Origin of the sequence: Dactylosporangium sp. NPDC051541 (genome assembly GCF_044454505.1) — a bacterium.
GTDB lineage: Bacteria > Actinomycetota > Actinomycetes > Mycobacteriales > Micromonosporaceae > Dactylosporangium.
Genome location: NZ_JBITDU010000003.1, coordinates 104,362 through 124,935, shown reverse-complemented (window position 1 = coordinate 124,935; position 20,574 = coordinate 104,362). Strand labels below are relative to the sequence as shown.

Annotated in this window: 17 protein-coding genes and 1 pseudogene; 9 read left to right on the top strand and 9 right to left on the bottom strand. The window is 70.5% G+C overall.

Annotated features, from left to right (window positions below; genetic code table 11):
- Nucleotides 1-1,530: a recombinase family protein gene (locus tag ACIA8L_RS14695; protein WP_395904455.1), complete on the bottom strand. Its 1,530-nt coding sequence runs from the start codon at nucleotides 1,528-1,530 to the stop codon at nucleotides 1-3.
- A 24-nt stretch (nucleotides 1,531-1,554) separates the two neighbouring features.
- Between ACIA8L_RS14695 and ACIA8L_RS14690 the strand changes: the two are divergent.
- The 5 genes and pseudogenes from ACIA8L_RS14690 to ACIA8L_RS14670 form a co-directional block, all read left to right on the top strand.
- Nucleotides 1,555-1,749: pseudogene (locus tag ACIA8L_RS14690) on the top strand (MBL fold metallo-hydrolase); the annotation flags it as partial.
- Nucleotides 1,750-1,809: 60 nt separating this feature from the next.
- Nucleotides 1,810-2,085, top strand: coding sequence for a hypothetical protein (locus tag ACIA8L_RS14685; protein ID WP_395904453.1), 276 nt, complete (start codon nucleotides 1,810-1,812; stop codon nucleotides 2,083-2,085).
- Nucleotides 2,082-2,423, top strand: a complete 342-nt coding sequence (locus tag ACIA8L_RS14680) for a type II toxin-antitoxin system PemK/MazF family toxin (RefSeq protein ID WP_395904451.1) — start codon at nucleotides 2,082-2,084, stop codon at nucleotides 2,421-2,423. The genes ACIA8L_RS14685 and ACIA8L_RS14680 overlap by 4 nt, the downstream gene beginning before the upstream one ends.
- A 289-nt stretch (nucleotides 2,424-2,712) precedes the next feature.
- Complete coding sequence (locus ACIA8L_RS14675) at nucleotides 2,713-3,417, top strand: uracil-DNA glycosylase (RefSeq protein ID WP_395904449.1); 705 nt, start codon at nucleotides 2,713-2,715, stop codon at nucleotides 3,415-3,417.
- A complete protein-coding gene (locus tag ACIA8L_RS14670; RefSeq protein WP_395904447.1) occupies nucleotides 3,414-4,724 on the top strand; it encodes a condensation domain-containing protein in 1,311 nt (436 codons plus the stop codon). The genes ACIA8L_RS14675 and ACIA8L_RS14670 overlap by 4 nt, the downstream gene beginning before the upstream one ends.
- A gap of 45 nt (nucleotides 4,725-4,769) precedes the next feature.
- Here ACIA8L_RS14670 and ACIA8L_RS14665 read toward each other — a convergent pair whose 3' ends face one another.
- Nucleotides 4,770-5,081, bottom strand: coding sequence for a hypothetical protein (locus tag ACIA8L_RS14665; RefSeq protein WP_395904445.1), 312 nt, complete (start codon nucleotides 5,079-5,081; stop codon nucleotides 4,770-4,772).
- Nucleotides 5,082-5,159: 78 nt separating this feature from the next.
- On the opposite strand from ACIA8L_RS14665, the gene ACIA8L_RS14660 reads away from it, so the two are divergent.
- Together ACIA8L_RS14660 and ACIA8L_RS14655 are read left to right on the top strand one after the other, a co-directional pair.
- The gene (locus ACIA8L_RS14660; protein ID WP_395904443.1) at nucleotides 5,160-6,935 is read left to right on the top strand and encodes a glycosyltransferase; all 1,776 of its coding nucleotides are present in this window, start codon (nucleotides 5,160-5,162) and stop codon (nucleotides 6,933-6,935) included.
- Between the two features lie 11 nt (nucleotides 6,936-6,946).
- Nucleotides 6,947-7,498 (top strand): hypothetical protein, encoded by a 552-nt coding sequence (locus tag ACIA8L_RS14655; protein ID WP_395904441.1) that lies wholly within the window; start codon nucleotides 6,947-6,949, stop codon nucleotides 7,496-7,498.
- On the opposite strand, the gene ACIA8L_RS14650 is transcribed toward ACIA8L_RS14655, so the two are convergent.
- The gene (locus tag ACIA8L_RS14650) at nucleotides 7,481-7,996 is read right to left on the bottom strand and encodes a hypothetical protein (RefSeq protein WP_395904439.1); all 516 of its coding nucleotides are present in this window, start codon (nucleotides 7,994-7,996) and stop codon (nucleotides 7,481-7,483) included. The two genes, ACIA8L_RS14655 and ACIA8L_RS14650, sit on opposite strands and share 18 nt — an antisense overlap.
- Before the next feature lie 184 nt (nucleotides 7,997-8,180).
- Complete coding sequence (gene argG / locus ACIA8L_RS14645; protein ID WP_395904437.1) at nucleotides 8,181-9,641, bottom strand: argininosuccinate synthase; 1,461 nt, start codon at nucleotides 9,639-9,641, stop codon at nucleotides 8,181-8,183.
- A 430-nt stretch (nucleotides 9,642-10,071) separates the two neighbouring features.
- Between argG and ACIA8L_RS14640 the strand changes: the two genes are divergently transcribed.
- Entirely contained in the window at nucleotides 10,072-11,841 is a 1,770-nt protein-coding gene (locus tag ACIA8L_RS14640; protein ID WP_395906261.1) for an arabinofuranosidase catalytic domain-containing protein, read from the top strand.
- 36 nt (nucleotides 11,842-11,877) lie between these two features.
- On the opposite strand, the gene ACIA8L_RS14635 is transcribed toward ACIA8L_RS14640, so the two are convergent.
- The 3 genes from ACIA8L_RS14635 to ACIA8L_RS14625 are packed head-to-tail and all read right to left on the bottom strand — an operon-like array spanning nucleotide 11,878 to nucleotide 17,185.
- Entirely contained in the window at nucleotides 11,878-15,000 is a 3,123-nt protein-coding gene (locus ACIA8L_RS14635; protein ID WP_395904435.1) for an ATP-binding protein, read from the bottom strand.
- Entirely contained in the window at nucleotides 14,997-15,911 is a 915-nt protein-coding gene (locus ACIA8L_RS14630; protein WP_395904434.1) for a hypothetical protein, read from the bottom strand. The genes ACIA8L_RS14635 and ACIA8L_RS14630 overlap by 4 nt, the downstream gene beginning before the upstream one ends.
- Nucleotides 15,911-17,185 carry an endonuclease domain-containing protein gene (locus ACIA8L_RS14625; protein ID WP_395904432.1) on the bottom strand — a complete coding sequence of 425 codons (1,275 nt, stop codon included), beginning with the start codon at nucleotides 17,183-17,185 and terminating at the stop codon, nucleotides 15,911-15,913. Before ACIA8L_RS14625 ends, ACIA8L_RS14630 begins: the two co-directional genes overlap by 1 nt.
- Before the next feature lie 108 nt (nucleotides 17,186-17,293).
- Between ACIA8L_RS14625 and ACIA8L_RS14620 the strand changes: the two genes are divergently transcribed.
- Nucleotides 17,294-18,214: an NAD-dependent epimerase/dehydratase family protein gene (locus ACIA8L_RS14620; protein ID WP_395904430.1), complete on the top strand. Its 921-nt coding sequence runs from the start codon at nucleotides 17,294-17,296 to the stop codon at nucleotides 18,212-18,214.
- Between the two features lie 139 nt (nucleotides 18,215-18,353).
- Here the strand turns inward: ACIA8L_RS14620 and ACIA8L_RS14615 are convergent, their stop codons facing one another.
- Both ACIA8L_RS14615 and ACIA8L_RS14610 read right to left on the bottom strand, forming a co-directional pair.
- Nucleotides 18,354-18,698: a hypothetical protein gene (locus ACIA8L_RS14615; protein ID WP_395904428.1), complete on the bottom strand. Its 345-nt coding sequence runs from the start codon at nucleotides 18,696-18,698 to the stop codon at nucleotides 18,354-18,356.
- Nucleotides 18,699-18,765: 67 nt separating this feature from the next.
- The gene (locus tag ACIA8L_RS14610) at nucleotides 18,766-20,571 is read right to left on the bottom strand and encodes an alpha-amylase family glycosyl hydrolase (RefSeq protein ID WP_395904426.1); all 1,806 of its coding nucleotides are present in this window, start codon (nucleotides 20,569-20,571) and stop codon (nucleotides 18,766-18,768) included.
- Nucleotides 20,572-20,574: the final 3 nt, after the last annotated feature.

The window sequence follows — 20,574 nt, the reverse complement described above, 5'->3', positions numbered from 1 at the left end:
CTACGACGCTGCCCGGCCCGGGGTTTCCTCGATGTCCATTGGCACGCGCCAGACGGGATCGACCGTTCGCGGGTCGAAGCCAGGACCCCTGCGGATGACGGGCAGAATTCGGACCGCCACGAGCAGCGTTGACAGCACTGCCCGCCTCTGGTCGAGGTTGAAACCGGCCCACCGTTCTCCGGACTTCTCGCCGATCATCGACATGACGAGCTCCGCATGCGGCGTGACGGGAACCGCGCGGGCGGCGGCTTCCGCCTGTGCCAATTGAGGCTTCAGCCGCGCGGTGATGCGGTGCAACATGTCCGCGGTGATGCGGTCCTCTGTCCAGTCGTCAGCGGCTTTCAAGAGTTTGGTCTTCAAGGTCTCAACCCGACGCTCGGCAGCGATGGCCGCCCGGTCGTTCCGCTCCAGCAGCCTGGCGGCGTCGGGCTGCGCCATGCGTTTGATCGCCAGCCGGCCGATCATGTCATCGACGCTGTCTCGGTCGCGGCCGACGCACCCCTTCGCATCGCAGAGATACAAGAGCTTTCGGGTTCCGTATTTCGTGTTCCCCTTTCGCCCGACGCGGAGATGACCACCGCAGACTCCGCACTCCCCAATCCCCCACGACAGTAGGTGTACCCGTGCGCCCGGGCGGGCGACGGCCTTCACTCCGCGGTCAGGAGCATGCAGGAGAACGACAACACGCTCGTGGTCCTCAGTCGACACGATGGCGGGCCAGGACGCGGGCAACAATGCCTCGTCCGGCCTGCGGCGGTGGTGCACGCGTAGTGCGACGTTCGCCGGCCGGGTCGCGATCTTCTTAACGCTGGTCTTGTTCCAACGGGCACCGGTCTCGTCCTGGCCCTTCGCGCGATGGCTGCGCCGCTGTCCGGCACCGGGCGCGGGGACTTCCCGTTCGTTGAGGTCCTCGGTGACCGCCCGGAGCGACATCCCGTCCAGCAAGTTCGCGACTATCGACCGGACCACGGCGGCCTCGTCCTCGTCGATCTCGTCACCAAAACCGGTCACACGGCCTTGGTCGTCTCGCGTGTAGATCCGTCGCCATCCGTAGAGGGCGGCTCCGTTTGCTCGGCCCTCCTGCGCCCGCTGCAATGCGGCCCGGGCTACGCGCTCCCCCTTGATCTCGCTCTCGGCGGTGTCGAACTCACCGAGGATGCCCGCCATCATGCGGCCAGCGGCCGTCGAGAGGTCCAATTCCGGACCCTTCACCGAAACGACCGACACGCCCGCGGCCTTCAGCTTCTCAATGCCTTCCGTGCGTTCACGGCGGTTGCGCCACAGGCGGGAGGTGTGGAAGACGATGACCCGATCGATTTGCCCGGCCGCCACGGCGTCCATGAGCGTCCGGTAACCGGGGCGCGGGGCACCGCTCAGCGCGGATACGTCGTTGTCATGCAGTTCCATGACGACTCGACCGCCACGCGCCGCCGACAGCGCCCGGCCGTCCTCAAGTTGCCTGGTCACGCCCTTCTCGGTGCCGAGGTCGTCCTCCGAGATCCGGGCGTACACCGCGTCTCGCATCGACATGCATTGCATGTTACCCGCTGAGCTGATTTACTGTTCCCGGGCGGCGTGGGCAATACCCACGGCAACAAGGCCGACTTCGACTCCCTGTTCCACGACGTGACGACGAAGCTCTTCGACCGCCTCGACGACGGCGTGACCTTCTACCCCGGACACGGCAAGAACTCGACCATCGGCGCCGAGCGCCCGTCCCTGGAGGAGTGGCGCACCCGCGGCTGGTAGCTCGCTGGGCCACTCCGATCGGCACAATCAGGCGGTCTACCATTTGGTAGACTAAGTGGTATGAGTACCACCACGATCAAGGTTGACTCGCTGGTCCGGGACAGGCTCGCCGTCCTGGCTCGCGACCGGGGAACCACGATGGGGGCACTCCTGGCCGAGGCGACTGAGACGCTCGAACGGGAGTCCTTCTTTGCTCGCGCCCAGGAACAGCTCACCAGGCTGCGCGACGAGGACCCGGATGCCTGGGCAGCGGATCGGGCCGAGTCGCGCGGGTGGCAGGGCGGCACGGACCGCGACACGTTGAGCAAGGACGACCCTGACGGATGGTGGGAGTGACTGCCGTTCGCACCGGGGAGATCTGGCTGGCCGATCTCGATCCGACCGTCGGGCACGAGCAAGGCGGCCGCCGTCCCGTCGTCGTGATGTCGTCGAACGCGTTCCACGCGCTGCCAATCAACATGGTCATGGTGGTCCCCCTGACAAGCCATGATCGGGGTTTGGTGACGCAGCCTCGAATCAGCGGAGCCCAGTCGGGGCTGCGACAGGCGAGCTTCGCGCGGCCCGAAGACATGCGGTCCGTAGACGCGGGCCGTCTCCAACGGCGACTCGGCCAAGTGGGCGGCGAAGACCTGGCCGAAATCCGCAAGGTGGTGCGCTACTTCCTCGACCTCTGACAGCTGTTGCCGTCCGAGCGCCCGCGGCGAGCCTGTTGCCTGGCTTGATCATTCTGGCGGCTGGATGACCACGCGAGCGACGGCTGGATGACCACCAACCCGGCGGCCATTTGACCGTTGATCATGCATTCGGCGGCGCGTTTGCAGGCCTCAACTTCCGCATCTGCACGCACGACGGCTGCGGGCGGTGCGGTCGCCGGCCGCGGTCCTCAAACCCACAAAACGGACACTGCTGCGGAACCCGATGGCGTGGGTCAGGTCGATCCGGCGGGGCGATAGATTGCCGGCCATGGCTGAATCGGCGGAGCCCGTCTACCTTCTCGACTTCATGCCCGACGACTGGCGGGCGGCGGTCAGCCCGTACGTCGACCGGGACGTCGTGGCCGGGCTGTCCGCGTTCGTGGTCGAGCAGTACCGGTCCGGCCCCGTCTACCCGCGCAAGCAGGACATCTACGCCGCGTACAAGCTGTGTCCGCTCGCGCAGACACGGGTGCTCATCCTCGGCCAGGACCCGTACATCAAAGCCGGGCAGGCGCACGGCCTCAGCTTCAGCGTGCCGCCCGGCGTCGCGGTCCCGCCGTCGCTGCGCAACGTGTACCAGGAGATGCGCGACGACCTCGGCGTCGACCCGCCGCCGGACGGCAATTTGACCGCGTGGGGACGGCAGGGCGTCATGCTGCTCAACGCCGTGCTGACCGTGCGGGCCGGGACGCCCAACTCGCACAAGGGTCACGGCTGGGAGAACGTCACCGACGCCACCATCAAAGCGCTGAACGACAAAACCGATCCGGTCGTGTTCGTCCTCTGGGGCGCGGCGGCGAAAGCGAAAGCGCCGTTCATTACAAACGCCCGTCATCTGGTACTGCGGGCAGGCCATCCGAGCCCGATGAACACCAGCGGATTCCTGGGCAGCCGCCCGTTCAGCCGGATCAACGCGGCGCTCGTGGCCGCCGGGACGACGCCCGTGCGCTGGTCGCCGGCGATGCCCCGATGAGCCGCGTCATCCCCGTGGACTTCGCGGGCGAAGGCGAAGGCGAGGACGTGCTGTCCTGGGGGCAGCGGGAGATCTGGCAGGCCTTCGTCGAGCAGGAGACGTGGATGCCGATCGGCGGCACGGTGCCGTTGCCGGCGGGGCACACCCTGGACGAGTCGGTCGAGCGGCTGCGGTATCTGATGTCGCGGTACCAATCGATGCGCACGAAGCTTGTTTTCGAGGAAGACGGCCCGCCGCGCCAGGTGGTGCACGGGGCCGGCACGATCGGCCTCGAAGTCGTGGACGCCGGCGAGGCCGATCCCGCGGAGGTCGGGCGGGCCGTGCAGCAGCGGTACGCGGAGACTCCACTCGACTTCGAAGCCGAGTGGCCGGTGCGGATGGCGGTCATCGAGCGGCACGGGACGCCGACGCACCTGGTCGCGATCATGAGCCACTTCGTGATGGACGGCCACGGGTCGGTGGTGATGCTGGCCGAGAGCGAGCGCCACGAGACCGCGCCGGTCGACGGGCTGCAGGCGCTTGAACAGGTGCAATGGCAGCGGTCGGCGGCCGGGCAGCGGCAGAGCGCAGCCGCGATCCGGCACTGGGAGTCCACGATGCGGGCCATTCCACTACGCCGGTTTGCCGGGGCCGGCGACCCGCAGCAGCCGCGGTACTGGCGCGGCGAGCTCACCTCCGTGGCCCTCGACCTGGCGCTGCGGACCCTCGGCGCGCGCACGCAGGTGGACGCGAACGCGATCATGCTGACCGTGTACGCGGTGACGATGGCCCGGGTCGGCGGCGTCAACCCGGTCGCGACCCGGCTGATCACCAGCAACCGCTTCCGCCCCGGCCTGGCCGCGGTCGTCGGGCCGGTGTCGCAGACGAGCCTGTGCAGCCTGGACGTCGCCGGCCTGCCGTTCGCGGAGGCCCTCGACCGGGTCCGGCGGGCCGCGCTGACCGCGCACAAGTACGGCTACTACGACCGGGCCCGCCTCGAGGAGGTCAAGGCCGAGGTGTTCCGCGACCGCGGCCCGGAGCTCGACCTCGACTGTTTCTACAACGACCGCCGCGGCCCGGCCCGGCCGGAGCGCTTCAGCCCGGCCGAGATCCGTGCGGCCCTCCCGCAGACGGAGTTCGGCTGGCCGGTCAAGCGCGACGAGGTCTACCCGCGGACGTTCTTCAACGTCGACGACGGCACCCTGTTCGGCACGACCGGCCGCATCCTCCTGCACATCGAGATCGACACCCACTTCGTCCCACCCGCAGCCGCCGAGGCCCTGCTGTTCGGCATCGAGGAGACGGCCGTCAACGAGGCGACGGCGTAGCGTCCTCGTCCCGCAACTGCTCGACCAATTCGTAAACGATCTCGTTCATCCGGACGTGTCCCGGCGGGCCACCCGGAACAGGGACTGCAGCGCGAGTGCGATCAAACCCCGCGACTCCCACTGCGAGAGGACCGGAAGCGTCGCGCCGCCGGCACCGTGTGCGGTGATCCGGTCGAACAGCAGGCCCTTGCGCGCCGTGATGAGCGGAATGAGGACCTGCCCGGTCGCCTTCCCGGCGTCGCCCGGCAGGTCCTCGGCCGGCTCCGGCCCCGGGTCCGGGCCGGCGGGGCCCGCACCGGGCGCTCCCGGCTCGTACGACTCCTGACGGACGGGTGGAGTAGCTGATAGATCACACACTTATGGGCCCGGGAAGATTGACCGGCCGATTGGCGTTGCATAGCGTGCTGATCATTCGGCTACGGTCGCGGGGCGGCAATGGTCATAACGCTGGTCATCGATACGTTCGGCGTCGCCAACAACGGCACGACGATTTCGGCGATGCGCTTCGCCGAGACACTGATCGCGCGCGGGCACACGGTTCGCGTGGTCGCGTGCGGTGAGTCGGGCCCGCCGGGCACGGAAATCTATCGGGTCCCGGAACTCGTGGTACCGATCGCCAGCCGGTTCGCGCATCAGCAGCACACGGTGTTCGCGAAGCCGGTCGAGGCGACGCTCACGGCCGCGATCACCGGCGCCGACGTCGTGCACATCTATCAGCCGTGGCCGCTCGGGCGCGCGGCCGAGCGGATCGCGCGGCGGCTCGGGGTGCCGGCCGTCGCCGCGTTTCACATTCAGCCCGAGAACATCACGTACAACATCGGGCTCGGCCGGTTCCCGCCCGCGGCCCACCTGGTCTATGTCCTGCTGCGGCTGCTGTTCTACCGCCGGTTCACCGACATCCACTGCCCGTCGACGTTCATCGCCGCGCAGCTGCGCCACTACGGGTACCGCAGCCGCCTGCACGTCGTTTCCAACGGCGTCGGCAGTGCCTTCCGCCCGGGCCCCGACCGGCCCCGCGACCCGGCCCGGCACTTCCGCATCCTGATGGTCGGCCGCCTGTCCCCGGAAAAGCGCCAGGACGTGCTGATCCGGGCCGTGCGCCGGTCCCGGCACGCCGCGGAAATCGAGCTGGAGTTCGCCGGGCACGGCCCCCGCGAGCCGCGCCTGCGCCGGATGGCCGCGAAACTGCCGATCCCGGCGCGATTCGGCTACTACGACCAGCCGGCCCTCATCCAGCTGATGCGCGATGCCGACTTGTACGTCCACGCCTCCGACGTAGAGATCGAAGGCCTTTCCTGTCTGGAAGCATTCTCGTGCGGCCTGGTCCCGGTCATCTCCGACAGCCGCCGCAGCGCCACGAGCCAGTTCGCGCTCACGCCGGAGAACCTTTTCCACGCCGGTGACCCGAATTCCCTGGCCGCGCGGATAGACGCCTGGATCGAGGACCCGCAGGCGCTGGCCAAGGCGTCGGAGGCGTACGCCCGCTACGGCGAGCCGTACACGGTCGAGCGCAGCGTCCGCGCCATCGAGCGCGTCTACGCCCGCGCCGGCCTGAGCCCGGAAACCCCGGCCGGTTACAGCGGGCGGGTCTTCCGCTGGCTGCAAACCGGTTTCTACTACGCGATCGCGATTCCGCTGCTGTACCTGTGGACCCGGGTGATCCTGGGCGTCCGCATCCAGAACCGGAGCCGGCTCCCGCGCACCGGCGGCGCGCTGACCGTGTGCAACCACGTGCACCTGATGGACAGCGCGCTCGTGGGCCTGGCCGTGTTCCCGCGCCGGCCGATATTCACCGCGGCCTCGATGAACCTGGAGCATCGCTGGTACGGCGGGCTCGTGCGATTGCTGGGCGGGGTTGCGGTACCGAAGACGCCTTCCGGTCTTCCGTCCTTTTTCGCCGAACTCGGACTCTTCCTGGCCCAGGGCCGGATCGTGCACTTCTTCCCCGAGGGCGAACTGCGCCCGTACGACACCGAACTGCGTGACTTCAAACGCGGCGCGTTCCACCTGGCCGCCCGGGCCCGGGTCCCGGTCATTCCGCTGTCGATCCGCTTCGCCGCGCCCGCGCACGTCTTCCGCCGCAAGCCGACAATGGAAATCGTCATCGGCAAACCGATCGACCCGGCCACCACCGATCAGCGCAGCGACCGCCGGATCCGCATGGAACTGGCCCGCCGGCGCATGCACGACGACATCACCCGCGCCGCCTGAAAGGCATTTCCATGGTTCCCGACGATCTGCACGACTTCTTCGTGGCGAGCGCAGGCGTGGCCGGCGCCCTGATCGGGCTGCTGTTCGTGGCGATGTCCGTCTCGGCTGACCGCCTGGCCGCGCCGGAGCACGCCGCCCCCGTCCACAGCATCCGCGCCGCCGCCGCCCTCACCGCATTCACGAACACCCTGACGGTGTCGCTGTTCGCCCTCATTCCGGGCGAGAAACTGGCGTGGACCGCGGTCGCGGTGGGCGCGCTCGGCCTGGCGTTCGTCCTGGCGTCGCTCCTTTCGCTGGTACGTCTCCACGTCCTGTGGTCCCGCCGGGTCCGCGACGCGCTTTTCTTGACCGGCCTGGTCGTCGTCTTCGTCTACCAGCTGGTGGAAGGCCTGCGGCTCAACGCCCACCCGGCCGACGCGGGCACCGTGAACACGATCGCGGTGCTGGTCATCGTGTGCTTCCTGGTCGGCGTGTCGCGGGCCTGGGAGCTGATCGGCGGCCCGTCGTTCGGCCTGCGCCAGGAGGTCACCGAGCTGATCCACCCGTCACGCCCCGGCGACTGACAGCGGCGCCGGCACCGCCCAGCCCAGCGCCTCGAGCAGCGCGGCCAGCATGTGGTCGAGCTCGGTGCCGACCGCGGCCACCGAGAGCGGCCCGAACGACGCGAACTCGCGGCTGGGTTGCTCGACCGAGAACCGCACGGGCCCGCCCGGAACCTGCGTGATGGCGGTCCGCAGCGGGGCGTAGAGAAATACGGCCGGGTCGTGGCGGTACATCCGCTCGACAACGGTGTGGTTACCCATGAGATAGGCCGTGCACCGAGCCGAGTTCCCGGCGAGGGACATCAGCGGATCGGCCGGAAAACTCCAATAGCGCAGGAATCCGTGCGGCGCGACGGCACGCGTTTCCTCGAGCACGGCGGCCCAGTCGGCCTGCACCGCCACGAGCCGCTCGAACCGCTCGGCCGGAAAGACCGGAACCGCGCTCTGGTACTGCGCGACAGCATCATCGAACCTCCCGCCGACCTGGACCACGAGGCGGCGCGCACTCCACTCGATCACCGCCCAGCACTACCCCGAGCGGCTCACCGAAACGCTCGAAGAGGATCTGGTACGCCACACTGCCCGGCGCCCACGAGTCGTCGACGGACCGGGCCGTGCAGCGCCGCGGCGGGAAGGTCGCTGCGGGCGCCGCCCAGGACTCGCAGCCTGCGCGACGATCTCCCAGAGTGCGGACATCGGCGGGTCAGTCGGTGCCGAACTCCATGGCCGCGCTGTCCAGGAGCTCCGCGTCGGCGTCGGTGGTGGTCAGGGCCGGGCCGCGGGCGGCGATCGCGGCCGCGCCACCGGCCGGCATGGCGCCCAGCAGGTCGGCCGACGGGGTCTGGTTGGCGCCGATGAGCATCGGGTGCGGGCTGCCGATGACGTTCAGCGTGACGTACTGCTCCAGCTTCGCGCGGGAGTCGGCGATGTCCAGGTTGCGCATCGTGAGCTGGCCGATCCGGTCGACCGGGCCGAAGGCGGCGTCCTCGACGCGCTCCATCGACAGCTTGTCCGGGTGGTACGACAGGGACGGGCCCGTCGTCTCCACCACCGAGTAGTCCTCGCCGCGGCGCAGGCGCAGGGTGACCTCGCCGGTGACGGCCGAGCCGACCCAGCGCTGCAGGGCCTCGCGCAGCATGAGCGCCTGCGGGTCGAGCCAGCGGCCCTCGTAGAGCAGCCGGCCGAGCTTGCGGCCCTCGTTGTGGTAGGCGGCGACCGTGTCCTCGTTGTGGATCGCGTTGATGAGCCGCTCGTACGCCGCGTGCAGCAGCGCCATCCCCGGAGCCTCGTAGATGCCGCGGCTCTTGGCCTCGATGATGCGATTCTCGATCTGGTCGGACATGCCCAGGCCGTGCCGGCCGCCGATCGTGTTGGCCTCCAGCACCAGGTCGACGGCGGAGGCGAACTCCTTGCCGTTGATGCTGACCGGCCGCCCCTGCGCGAACCCGACGGTCACGTCCTCGGCCGGGATCTCCACGGCCGGGTCCCAGAACCGCACGCCCATGATGGGATCGACGATCTCGATGTGCGCGTCGAGATGCTCCAGCGACTTGGCCTCGTGCGTGGCGCCCCAGATATTGGCGTCAGTTGAATACGCTTTTTCGGTACTGTCGCGATACGGCAGATCGTGGGCGACCAACCATTCCGACATCTCCTTGCGCCCACCCAGCTCCCCGACGAAGTCGGCGTCGAGCCAAGGCTTGTAGATGCGCAAAGCCGGGTTGGCCAGCAGACCGTACCGATAAAAGCGCTCGATGTCGTTGCCTTTGAACGTCGATCCGTCGCCCCAGATCTGCACGTTGTCCTCGAGCATCGCCCGCACGAGCAGCGTCCCCGCGACCGCCCGCCCGAGCGGCGTCGTGTTGAAGTAGGCCCGCCCGCCCGACCGGATGTGGAACGCCCCGCACGCGAGCGCCGCGAACCCTTCCTCGACGAGACTGGCCCGGCAGTCGACGAGCCGCGCGATCTCCGCCCCGTAGGCGGTCGCCCGCCCGGGCACGGACGCGATGTCAGGCTCGTCGGCCTGCCCGAGGTCAGCCGTGTAGGTGCACGGAATAGCGCCCTTGTCGCGCATCCACGCAACCGCGACGGAGGTATCGAGCCCCCCGGAGAAGGCAATACCGACGCGCTCACCGACAGGCAGAGAGTTCAGGACCTTGGACACGCCTCAAGCATATACGACGCAGTGCATAACCATGCAACCCCCGTGGCTCAGAACACGCCTTCCGGTCCGAACAGCCATGCCAGCAGCGCCCCGACACCACACGCGAAGCACGGCCACACGGGAAGCACGACGGCGACCACGCCCGAACTCGGACGCGCGGACGCACAAGGTCCCCATCCCGGAATCCACTATGACGGTTTCGTAACACGGCGAGACCGCCGATCCAACACTTCCAAACATGTTCTACCAAAGACAATCGCGAACAACCATACTGGGACACCAATGCGTGCCAGGGGTTCGCCGCCAATCGAACCCCCGCACCCACACCCCTGAACGAAAGAGGTCCCCCGTGGTCAGTCGATCACGACCGGGCCGGCGGCGGAGAGTGGTCTTCTCCGCGGTTGCCAGCCTGGCTCTCACCGCCGCCGGCATGGTCGGGCTGGCCGGCACGGCGCAGGCCGCCGGGCCGCTGCCCTGTGACATCTACGCCTCCAACGGCACGGCCTGCGTGGCCGCGCACAGCACGACCCGAGCACTGTTCGCGGCGTACAACGGCCCGCTGTACACCGTCCAGCGGGCCGACAGCGGCGCCACGCACAATGTGGGGCTGCTCGCCGCCGGCGGGTACGCCAACGCCGCCGACCAGGACGCGTTCTGCAACGGCACCACGTGCCGGATCACGCGGATCTACGACCAGACGAGCAACCACAGCGACCTGACGGTCGCGCCCGACGGCGGTGCGGGGTCGGGTGACCGGGGCGCGGACGCGGCCGAGATCGCCGTCACCGCGGGCGGGCACAAGGTGTACGGGCTGTGGGTGTCGCCGGGTGTCGGGTACCGGTTCAACGGCCGCGCGCCCGGTGTCGCCGTCAACGGGCAGCCCGAGGGCGTCTACATGGTCGCCAGCGGCACGCACGTGGGCTCGGACTGCTGCTTCGACTACGGCAACGCCGAGTCGACGCCGTACGACACCGGCAACGGGCACATGGACGCCGTCAGCATCGCCACGACCTGTTACTTCGCGCCCTGTCAGGGGTCGGGTCCGTGGATCGAGGCGGACATGGAGAACGGGATGTTCCAGGGCGGCAACGGGTCGAACCCGAACGCCGGGAACAACTCGGCGTACGTGACCGCGGTCCTCAAGAACAACGGGCAGACGACGTACGCGCTCAAGGGCGGCAACTCGCAGTCCGGCGGGCTCACGACGTGGTGGAACGGCGCGCTGCCGACGGACAAGGCCGGATATCGCCCGATGCACCAGGAGGGCGGCATCATCCTGGGTATCGGCGGGGACAACTCCAACCGCAACCGCGGCACCTGGTTCGAGGGCGCGATGGTGGCCGGCTACCCGTCCGACGCCGCCGAGAACGCGGTCCAGGCCAACGTGGTCAGCGCCGGGTACAGCGGCCAGACGAACGTGCCGAACGGCCCGCAGGGCACCATCGCCGGGCCCGGCGGCAAGTGCGTGGACGTAGCCGCCGACGACACCGGCACCAACGGCGCCGGCGTGCAGCTGTGGGACTGCCAGACCTTCGCCGAGGACCAGCGCTGGACGCACTTCGCGGACAACTCGCTGCGCACCATCAACCGCTGCCTCGACATCAACGGCAACGGGACCGCGAACGGCACCCAGGTCGAGCTGTGGGACTGCAACGGCGTCGGCGGGCAGAAGTGGGTCCAGCAGGCCGACGGCTCGCTGCGCAACCCGCAGTCCGGGCGCTGCCTCGACTCGCCGAACGGCAACACCGGCAACGGCACGCGCCTGCAGATCTGGGACTGCAACGGCTCCGCGGCGCAGAAGTTCGCGGTGAACGGCGGCGCCACGATCGTCGGCCCCGGCGGCAAGTGCGTCGACGTGGCCGCGGACGACTCCGGCGTCAACGGCACCGCGGTGCAGCTGTGGGACTGCCAGTCCTACGCCGCCGACCAGCACTGGTTCCACCAGTCCAACGGCTCGCTGCGCACCCTGGGCCGCTGCCTCGACATCGCCGGCAACGGCACCGCCAACGGCGCGCTGGTCGAGCTCTGGGACTGCAACGGCGTCGGTGGCCAGGTGTTCCAGCAGCAGGCCGACGGCTCCCTGCGCAACCCGCAGTCGGGCCGCTGCCTCGACTCCCCCAACGGGGCGACGGCCAACGGCACCCGGCTGCAGATCTGGGACTGCAACGGATCAGCGGCCCAGAAGTTCGCACTCAACTGACAAGGACACACTGCACAAGCGGTCGCGGGGGTACTGTCACCCCCGCGCCCGCCGCACAACCTCCTCCGGGCTCAGCGGCGACGAGGGGTGGTGCGACAGACACATCGGCGCGGCGATCTTCACGAACGAGAACCCTTCCCCGGCCGCGTAGAACGTCCCGCTCCCGAGCACCCCGATGTCCGGCAGCCGCCCGCCCTTGGCCTGGGCCAGCTCCCGGGCCGAGTCGATCTGCGCGGGTGCGTTGAGCAGTCCGAAGAACTGGGTCGTGGCGTTGCCGGAGATCTGGTTGTGCAGCCCTTTCGGCGCCTGCGTCGCGAAGACCAGCCCCAGCCCGTACTTCCGGGCCTGCGACGCGAGGGCGATCGTGCTCGCGGTGCACGGCGTGTTCCCGCTCGCCGGGGCCAGGGTCTGCGCCTCGTCCATGACGAACAGCCCACCGAGGGGCCGGCTGCCGGCCGGGTGCCGCTTGATCCACGCGAACAGCGCCATCTGCAGCTGGTTGACGAACCCCTGCCGCTGCTCGTCGGAGGGCAGCCCGGCCAGGTTGATGACCGACACCCGGGCCCGCTTCCCCCGCGGGGGCGTCAGCAGCTCACCGGGGTCGACGGCGGCCCCGTGCCCGCCGAACAGCGGATCGGTGACCATGGCCGCCTTGAGCGTCTCGGCCGCGTCCTCGGCCAGCTTGCCCGCCCGCGCCATCCGGCTCACACCTTCCGGGAGGTCGGCCAGGAACTCGGTGAACCCGTAGAGCCCCGAGTGCCCCGCCCGCGCGTAGGCGATGAGCGCCTCCGTCAGCACCGCCCGCCCCTGCTTGGCCAGCCGGGTCGCCGCATGCACCCCGGCCCGCGGCGCCAGAGCTTCGACGGCCGAGGTGACGGCCTGGTCGAACTCGTCGGCCGAGTCGAGCACCGGCGCGAAGTCCGGCAGCGGCTGGAACGACAGCGGCCGTCCCCCGCTGACCCGAGGCGTCCACACCACGACGTCGGTGTTCGCCAGGTACTCCGCGGCCCGCTGGTCATCCCCGGGCCCCCACCCGGCCGGCACCTCAGGCCACGGATCGCCGAGCCGGGCCAGGTCGTTGTTCGGATCGAGCACGATCGACGACACCCCGGCCAGGGCACACTCCTCGATCAGCCGCCGGATGAGCACCGTCTTGCCGGACCCGGACCCGGCAAACACCACGGTGTGCCGCCGCAGCGATTCGAGCCCGACGCTGAACCCCGCCCCCGACCCGGCCACCGTCCCGAGCGTGATCCGCCCGTCGCCGACAGGTTCAGCGACGTCCGCCACCACCTGCGGCACCGCTTCCGGCACCGCTTTCCGGGCTGGTTCGCCCTCCGCGGGCGCCGTCTCGAGCACCGCGGCGAACAGCGCGGTCCCGCTCGCCGGCCGCCGGGCCCGCAGCCACTCCTGAAAGTGCGGCGGCGGCGCCACCGTGAGGTGCCTGAGCGCGGCGAAGACCTTGAGGTCGGCCTCCGAGATCCGCGCCACCACGCCTCCCGCCTTGGCGAACGCCGCCGTGACCTCACGCGTCCGCGCCCCCGTCGGCCACGGCGTGTTGCGGAGCACGATCAGCCGCCGCTGCGGCACGTTCGGGTCGAGCCCGGCCATCGTCGAGGCCGCCTTGACCCGGCTGATGACGGCCACCGCGCTGGGGCTGCCGATCGCCCGGAACCCCCAGTGCGCCTCGTTCTCCGTCGACTCGTTCAGCACCTCGATGAGCCGCCCGTGCAGCGCCGGCTTCCGGCTCGGCAACGGATCGTGCTTGTACGTGACCCCGGACGGCGCCTGCTCGTCGATCCAAGCGGTGAGCCCGGCCGCGAGCAGCCCCGGCATCTCCGCGTCCTCGCTCACATGCTGCAACGCCGCCGACACGTCCAGCACCCCGACGAGCTCCTTGAACCGCGCATCGATCGCCGCGAACTGGTCCGGCGGTGGCGGCGGCGTGGGGTCGGGCGGCGGCGGTGGGGTTTCGATCTCCTCCTTGAAGTACTCCAGCTCGGCGATCTTCTCGTCGTCGAGGCACCGGCGCACGTGGGCTTCGACCTTGCGGAGCAGGGCGCGCGGTGTGTACTGGTGCGCGATGCCCTTGAACGCCCCCGGCCGGACCGGCCACGTGTCGTACTCGGCCCCGAAGCTCTTGGCCCGCAGCCGCCGCGCGACGATCTCCTCGGCGATCTTGTCGGACGGGATCCGGTCGGGCAGCGTCTCGAGCCGGAACCGTTCGCGCACCGGACCCGGCGCGTTTCGTTCGATGAGGGCCCAGGTGTCCGGCAGGCACGAGACGACGATCAGGGTGCGGCGGGTGATCTCGCGCAGCCCGAGCAGCCCGTCGGCGACCTGGCCGAGGAGGCCGGCCTCGTCGTCCTCCATGCTCTCCACGCGGTTGAACACCGTGGTGGTGGTCTGGGCGAACAGGGTGTCGATCTGATCGATCGCGATCACGGTCGGGTCCATCGGCAGGGCCATCAGCCGGGAGATGTCCTGCACGATCTGCTGCGGGCTGCGGACCGCCGCCGAGAGGCCCCACTGCTTGCGCCCGTCGGGGTCACCGAGCTCGGAGATGAGGTGCGCATAGCCGACGTCCTGCGCCTCGAAGTCCTTCGACCCGTTGAGCACGAGGGCCCGGGCGGTGTCCTGGCACTGCTTGCCGACGTCGCCGTGTTCGGTGCGCAGGGCCAGGATGAACGCGTCGAGGTGAGCTCGGGTGAGCACGGTGTCGCCGGCGATCGCGTCGCGCACGTCGGGCGGCAGGCGCAGATCGACCGTGATCGTGCGCAGGAACCGCACCAGCTGACTGGGCCAGCCTTTGGCGGGCTGATCGAGGCACTCGACCATGCACAGCGCGGTGCTGGACCAGAACGTCCGGCCGCTGATCATGTTCACCAGGACGAAGTACCCACCGCTCTCCTGGATCGTCTCGCGGATGGCGCCGAGGAGGTGGGTCTTGCCGGCGCCGGCCCGGCCCTGCATGGCGACGCTGAGCGGCTTGGACACGTCGTCGCGCCGGGCCCGGTTGACCCCGCTGACAATCTCCTTCGCCGTCTTCTCGTGCAGCTCGGGAACGTTGTACTTCGACTCGCGCCACACATCGTCCGGTGTCGGCGCCGGGTTGAAGTCGAACGCCCGCAGCACCGCCCGCTGCATCTCGGTGATCATGACGACTCGATCGCCATCATGTGGCTGTCCTCGCCGCCGATCCGCACGGCGGCCGCGCGGTCGCGGGCGTCCAGCGACTTCAGGTTGGCCACCGGAATGACCCGGACGCCGGGCTGCGACAGCATCGCCCGCAGGGCATTGTCGACCGCCGCCTTCTCGACGCCCGGCAGCCGGTCCCGCACGTCGGCGAGCCCGACCCAGTCACCGGGCGGGTCGGCCAGGGCGGTGTACGCGGCCCGGATCGCCCCCTCGACGCCCTCCGGCCCGATAGCGACGGGCGCGGGCGCGGCGTCGACGGTGGTCGTCTGCGTCTGCTTGAAGAACTCCCCGTGACTGAGCTGCAGCCGCTCCAGGGCCCGCCCCACGTTCGCCATGAGGGTGAACAGGGTCTGGATCGCCGAGCGCCCCTCCTTCGGCGGCTCGGTCTCGTGGAGCGTCCGCGCGAGACTCCACCCGGCATCCGTCAGCTGATGAACCATCGGCCGTGCGTTCTTGTCGGTCTCGACCAGGCCACGCTTCACAAGTGCGGTGTTGTCCCGGCCGTTGAGCGGGAAGCCGGCGATCGCGGCGAACTCCGTGTTGGTCAGCTCTCGCGCTTCCGCCATGAGCACGATGACAGCCAGGATCTGGTTCGGCGACAGGCCCACGGGAGGCAGCTTCGGCTTGGGCGCGGGCTTCTTGACCACCGGCTTTGGCGGCGTCGCGAGGAAGTCCCGGCCTGCCTGCGTCAGCGTATGGACGAACGCTGACCGCACCTTCTCCGAGGTTACCAAGCCCTGATCGTTCAGAGTTTCCCGGCCATCTCCAGTGAGGGTGCCGACTCCGGCGGCCTTGAGCTCTTTGTTGTCCATCGGGGCGCCCCGCTCCTGCAGCGCTTTCAGGATCTTGATCAGGGGCTGACTCAATTCCATTACAGGCCTCTCCGCCGCCGTTCGAGCAGCTGTCTGATGTTGCGGGCGACGAGCAGGACGTCGGTGAGGACCTGCCCGTTGGTGAAGCGCAGGACGTGGTGGCCGTGGAGTTGGAGGTGGACGTCGCGCTGGCGGTCGTCGGCGTACTTGAGGGCGCCGCGGTGCTCGTCGCCGTCTACCTCGACGACCAGGCGTTCGGCCGGCCAGTACAGGTCGAGGCGGTAGCGGCGGCCGAGGATGTCGGGTTCGTAGTCGTGGTTCCAGCGGCGGCCGTGTGCCCACTCGCAGGCCGCGAGGGCGCGCTCGAGGGCCTGCTCGGCCGGGCTGTCGATGCGGGGCGCGCCCGCGCGCGGCGGGTAGGTCACGCGCGGGCCCGGTGGCGGAGGAGTCGCCGGCCGGTTCAGAGCGGCGGCCGCCTGCGGGAGGGCGGCGATCGGCGGTGGCAGGGTGATGCGGACCGAGCGGACGCGGTCCACGCCGCGCAGCGGTGCGCCGGCGAGCCAGACGGTCACGCCGGCGTGGTGTACCAGCCACTCGGCCGCGTGCACCAGGGCGCGCTCCTCGGCTTGGCTCGCGTCGTGCGGGAGTTCGATGATGACGACAAGGTGGTCGCGGCCGTACGCGGTGGCGAGCACGCGGGCCAGGCCGGCCGCGCGGACCTCGGGCGGAAATCCGGCCGCTCGCCCCTCGGCCCGTTGACGCCGACGCCGACCGGCCGCCTCCTCGCCGACCTGGCCCGCGTCGCGCGACGGCCGGCGTCCACCGACCTCGTCACCGCCGACGAGGCCCGCGTCACGCGACGACCGACGCCCACCAGCCGCGTCCCCGCCGGCGAGGCCCGCGTCGCGCGACGACCGACGCCCACCGAGCGCCTCCCCGCCGGCGAGGCCCGCGGCGCGCGTCAAGGCGCGGGTGGCGAGGTCGGCCAGGAAGGGGCCGAAGTTCTGGGAGCCCGCGGCCGCGCGTTCGGCCAGGGCGCGGGCGGCGGCCAGGCCCAGTGCGCTCGGGCCGTCCAGGGCCTCGGCGCCGGGCAGCCAGAGCGGGTAGAGGGCGATCGCGGCCCGGTCGAGTTCGCGCAGGACGACGTGGACCTGGTCGCCGGGGTCGCGCGGGCGGCCGGGCGGGGCCGGGTGGAACGAGACCACGGCCGGTGCGGCGGCCGGGAGCGGGTCGAGGGCGACGATGAGCAGTTCCGGGGGCGCCCCGCCGAGGTGGCTCACCTGGCGTCGCGGCGGCGTGTCCCACCAGTGCGCCAACGCCGCCGCAGGGGACATGCAGGCACCGTATGCCGGGGCCTAGCCGGAGGCACTCCGTTGATCAGACGCCGCGACTGCCGCAACGGGCCACCCATTCCGGGTCCGGAAATCTGCCAAGATGGGCGGGTGCGGATCCTCATCATCGGCGGGACGCAGTTCGTCGGGCGCCACATCGTCGAGGCGGCCCTCGCGGGCGGGCATGACGTCACGCTGCTGCACCGCGGTGTCACCGGCCGGGGGCTCTACCCGCAGGCCCGGCACGTCATCGCCGACCGCAACGGCGACCTCGGCGAGCTGCGGGGCGAGCGGTGGGACGCGACCATCGACGTGTCGGCCTACCAGCCGGAGCAGGTCGAGCGGCTCGCGGACGTGCTCAGCACCGGGCACTACACGCTGATCTCGACGGTCTCGGTGTACGACGACCCGCCGCCCGGCTACACCGAGGACGCCCGGCTGCGGGAGGACGACTCCTACGGCGGGAAGAAGGTGGCCTGCGAGCGGGTCACCGCGGCCCGGTTCAAGGACCCGCTGATCCTGCGCCTGCCCTACGTCGTCGGGCCCTACGACCACCTGGTCCGGTTCACGTGGTGGGTCCAGCGGATCGCGGACGGCGGGGAGGTCCTGGCGCCGGGCCACCCGGACGAGCCGATCCAGCTCATCGACGCCCGCGACCTGGCCAGGTGGACCGTGGCCATGACGGCGGCGGCCACGCCCGGGATCTTCCACCCGAGCGGGCCGGCCGGGCGGCTGTCGTTCGGCGAGCTGCTGGCCACGATGCGGGAGGGCACGAGCGCGACGCTGACCTGGGTCGACCCCGAGTTCCTGATCGAGCGCGGCGTCGGGCACGAGGATCTGCCGCTGTGGCCCGCCCTCGACGAGGAGGCCGCCGTCAACCAGGCCGACCCGGCCCGGGCCATCGCCGCCGGTCTCACGTTCCGGCCCCTGGCCGAGACGGTCCGCGACACCCGGCTGGAGCCGCCGCAGCTCGGCCACCGCCTCAGCCGGGAACGTGAGGCGGCGCTGCTGACCGAGTGGCGTCAGAGGTAGGCCGCAGCCCCGCCCGCCAGTGGTCGGCCGGCAACATCGCCCGTAGGGGTCGCCGGCATCGTGCGACCTCGGCCGGGGGCATGGGCACGCGGCCCGGCTGACGCCGGGAACGGGAGGCGGCCTTGCCGGCCGAGTGGCGTCAGAGGTAGGCCGGCAACCCCGCCCGCAGCGTCGCCAGCATCGCGGCGGCCTCGGCCGGTGGCATGGGGGACGCGGCCCGGCTGACGGCCGTGAGGACGTCGTCCAGCGACACCTCCGGGCAGGCCCCGGGTGCGTGGTAGCGGACCTGGGCGATCAGGTCGGCGACGTACGGCACGACGTCGTCGGCGCTCTCCCAGAGCCAGGCCACCACCCGGCCGAACGCCTCACCGGCGTGCAGGGTCGCACCACGGGCCCGCTGCGCCAGCAGCGCGATCGCCGACTCGCTGACCAGCGCGCCGATCAGCTTCTCGAAGATGTGGTCGGGCACTTCACGCGTTCGCACATCGCACTCCCGGTGATCGATGTAACGACCGCCGGTGATATTACCGTCTCCGACTGTTCACCAACAGCTATTCGTAGATGACGATCCCGGCCGGTGGGACGGTCAGCTGGACGGCCTTGCCGTTGCGGGCGGAGACCGAGACACGGCCGCCGGCGAAGGCCGGATCGCTGGAGTAACGGCAGGTCAGCAGGGCGCCCTCGGCGTGCAGGTCGTTGTCGACGGTCACCCAGACGGTCCGGCCGCGGTCCGGGTCCGTATTGACCGCTATCAACACCTCATGATCGGCGAAGATGCGTGACCAGGGCAGGACGCCGCGCGGGGCGGGCGGGGTGAAGACGACCCCGTCGGCCGAGACGGGGCGCAGGTATTGCCGGCCGCGGCGCAGGGCCGGGAGCCGGCGGCGGACCGCGAGGAGCTGTTTGAGCTGGCGGTAGATCTCGTGCTCCTCGTCGAACGCGTGGCCGCCACGGCTGCGGAACGGGCCGAACTCGCCGCCGAACATCGCCTCGCGGATGTAGCGGTCGTGCCCGCCCTGGCCGTCGAACTCCTGCTCGGAGCCGTAGTAGATGCACGGGATGCCCAGGGTGGCGGCGTTGAGGGCGAGCGCGACCAAGGCCAGCCGGCCACCGGACCCGTCGGCCGCGAACCGGGCCTTCCACGCTCCCTTGCGGACCTGGTCGTGGTCGTCGTAGCTGGTCACGACCTTGTCCCGGAACCAGGCGTGTGTGTCCCGGCCGACCTGCAGCGAGTTGCGGAACAGCGCGAAGTATTCGGCCGGGTCGGCGCCGCCCTTGACCACCCGCTCCAGGCGGTCCTGGACGTCGGCCAGCCCGAGGGCGGCGTCCATGCCGACGGCGTCGAGAGTGTTGTAGGCGAACGCGCGGTCGCCGGTGATCTCGGCGATGAGGTAGAAGCGCTCCTTGCCGATCGACTGCGCGAACTCGTGGATGGCGGAGGCGAAGTAGCGCGCGGCACCGGGGTCCATGTGCTTGACCGTGTCGACGCGGAACCCGTCAAGATCGGCATACGCGATCCAGTACTGGTACGCCCGCACCAACGCCAGCAGCGCGGCCGAGGGCTGGTAGTCGTCGGCGGGGCCGGACCCGAGCGCGATGTCCTTCAGCCCCTCGAAGTCGCCCTCCAGGTACTCCGGGAACCGGTCCCAGTCGACGATGCGCCCCTTGCCGGTGAACGTCGCGGTGCTCTGCAGCTCGGCCGGCCACACGCCGCCATCGGGGTAGTGGTGAGGGATCGGGCCGATCGGCAGGACGGGGCGGCCATCGCCGTCGCGGAACCCACGCACCGGGAATCGCTGTCCGGTCCAGACCGGCTGCGCGTCGCCTTCATAGCCGAAGACGTCTCCGGCGTGGTTGAGCACCACGTCCAGGATGACGCGGAGGCCCTGCGCGTGCGCGTCCGCCACCAGCGCGCGAAGATCCTCGGGGGTGCCGAAGTGCGGATCGATGTTGAGAAAATCCTGGATGGCGTACCCGTGATAGGACGGCTGCCCCGCGACCTGCTTGAGCACGGGGCTGACCCAGATCGCGCTCACCCCCAGCCGGCGCAGATAGCCCAGCTTTGACCGCAGGCCCTTCAGGGTGCCGCCGGCCCAGCCGACCCCGGCGTCCCGCCACCGCGCCGCGTCCTCGCGGGTCCGGACCGCGTTGCCGTGGTCGGTCGCCCGCAGCGGCGGCGTGGCGCCGGTCATGACGGTGGTGCCGTCGCTGTCGCGGTAGCCGCGCTCGGCGCCGTCGGAGAAGCGGTCGACGAGCAGGAAGTAGAGCACCTCGTCGGCCCAGTCGGCCGGGGACGGGTGGAACGGCCCCCGGGTGAGCGCGGCGAAGTCGATGTCGGCGATCCGGCGGTACGGCACCCA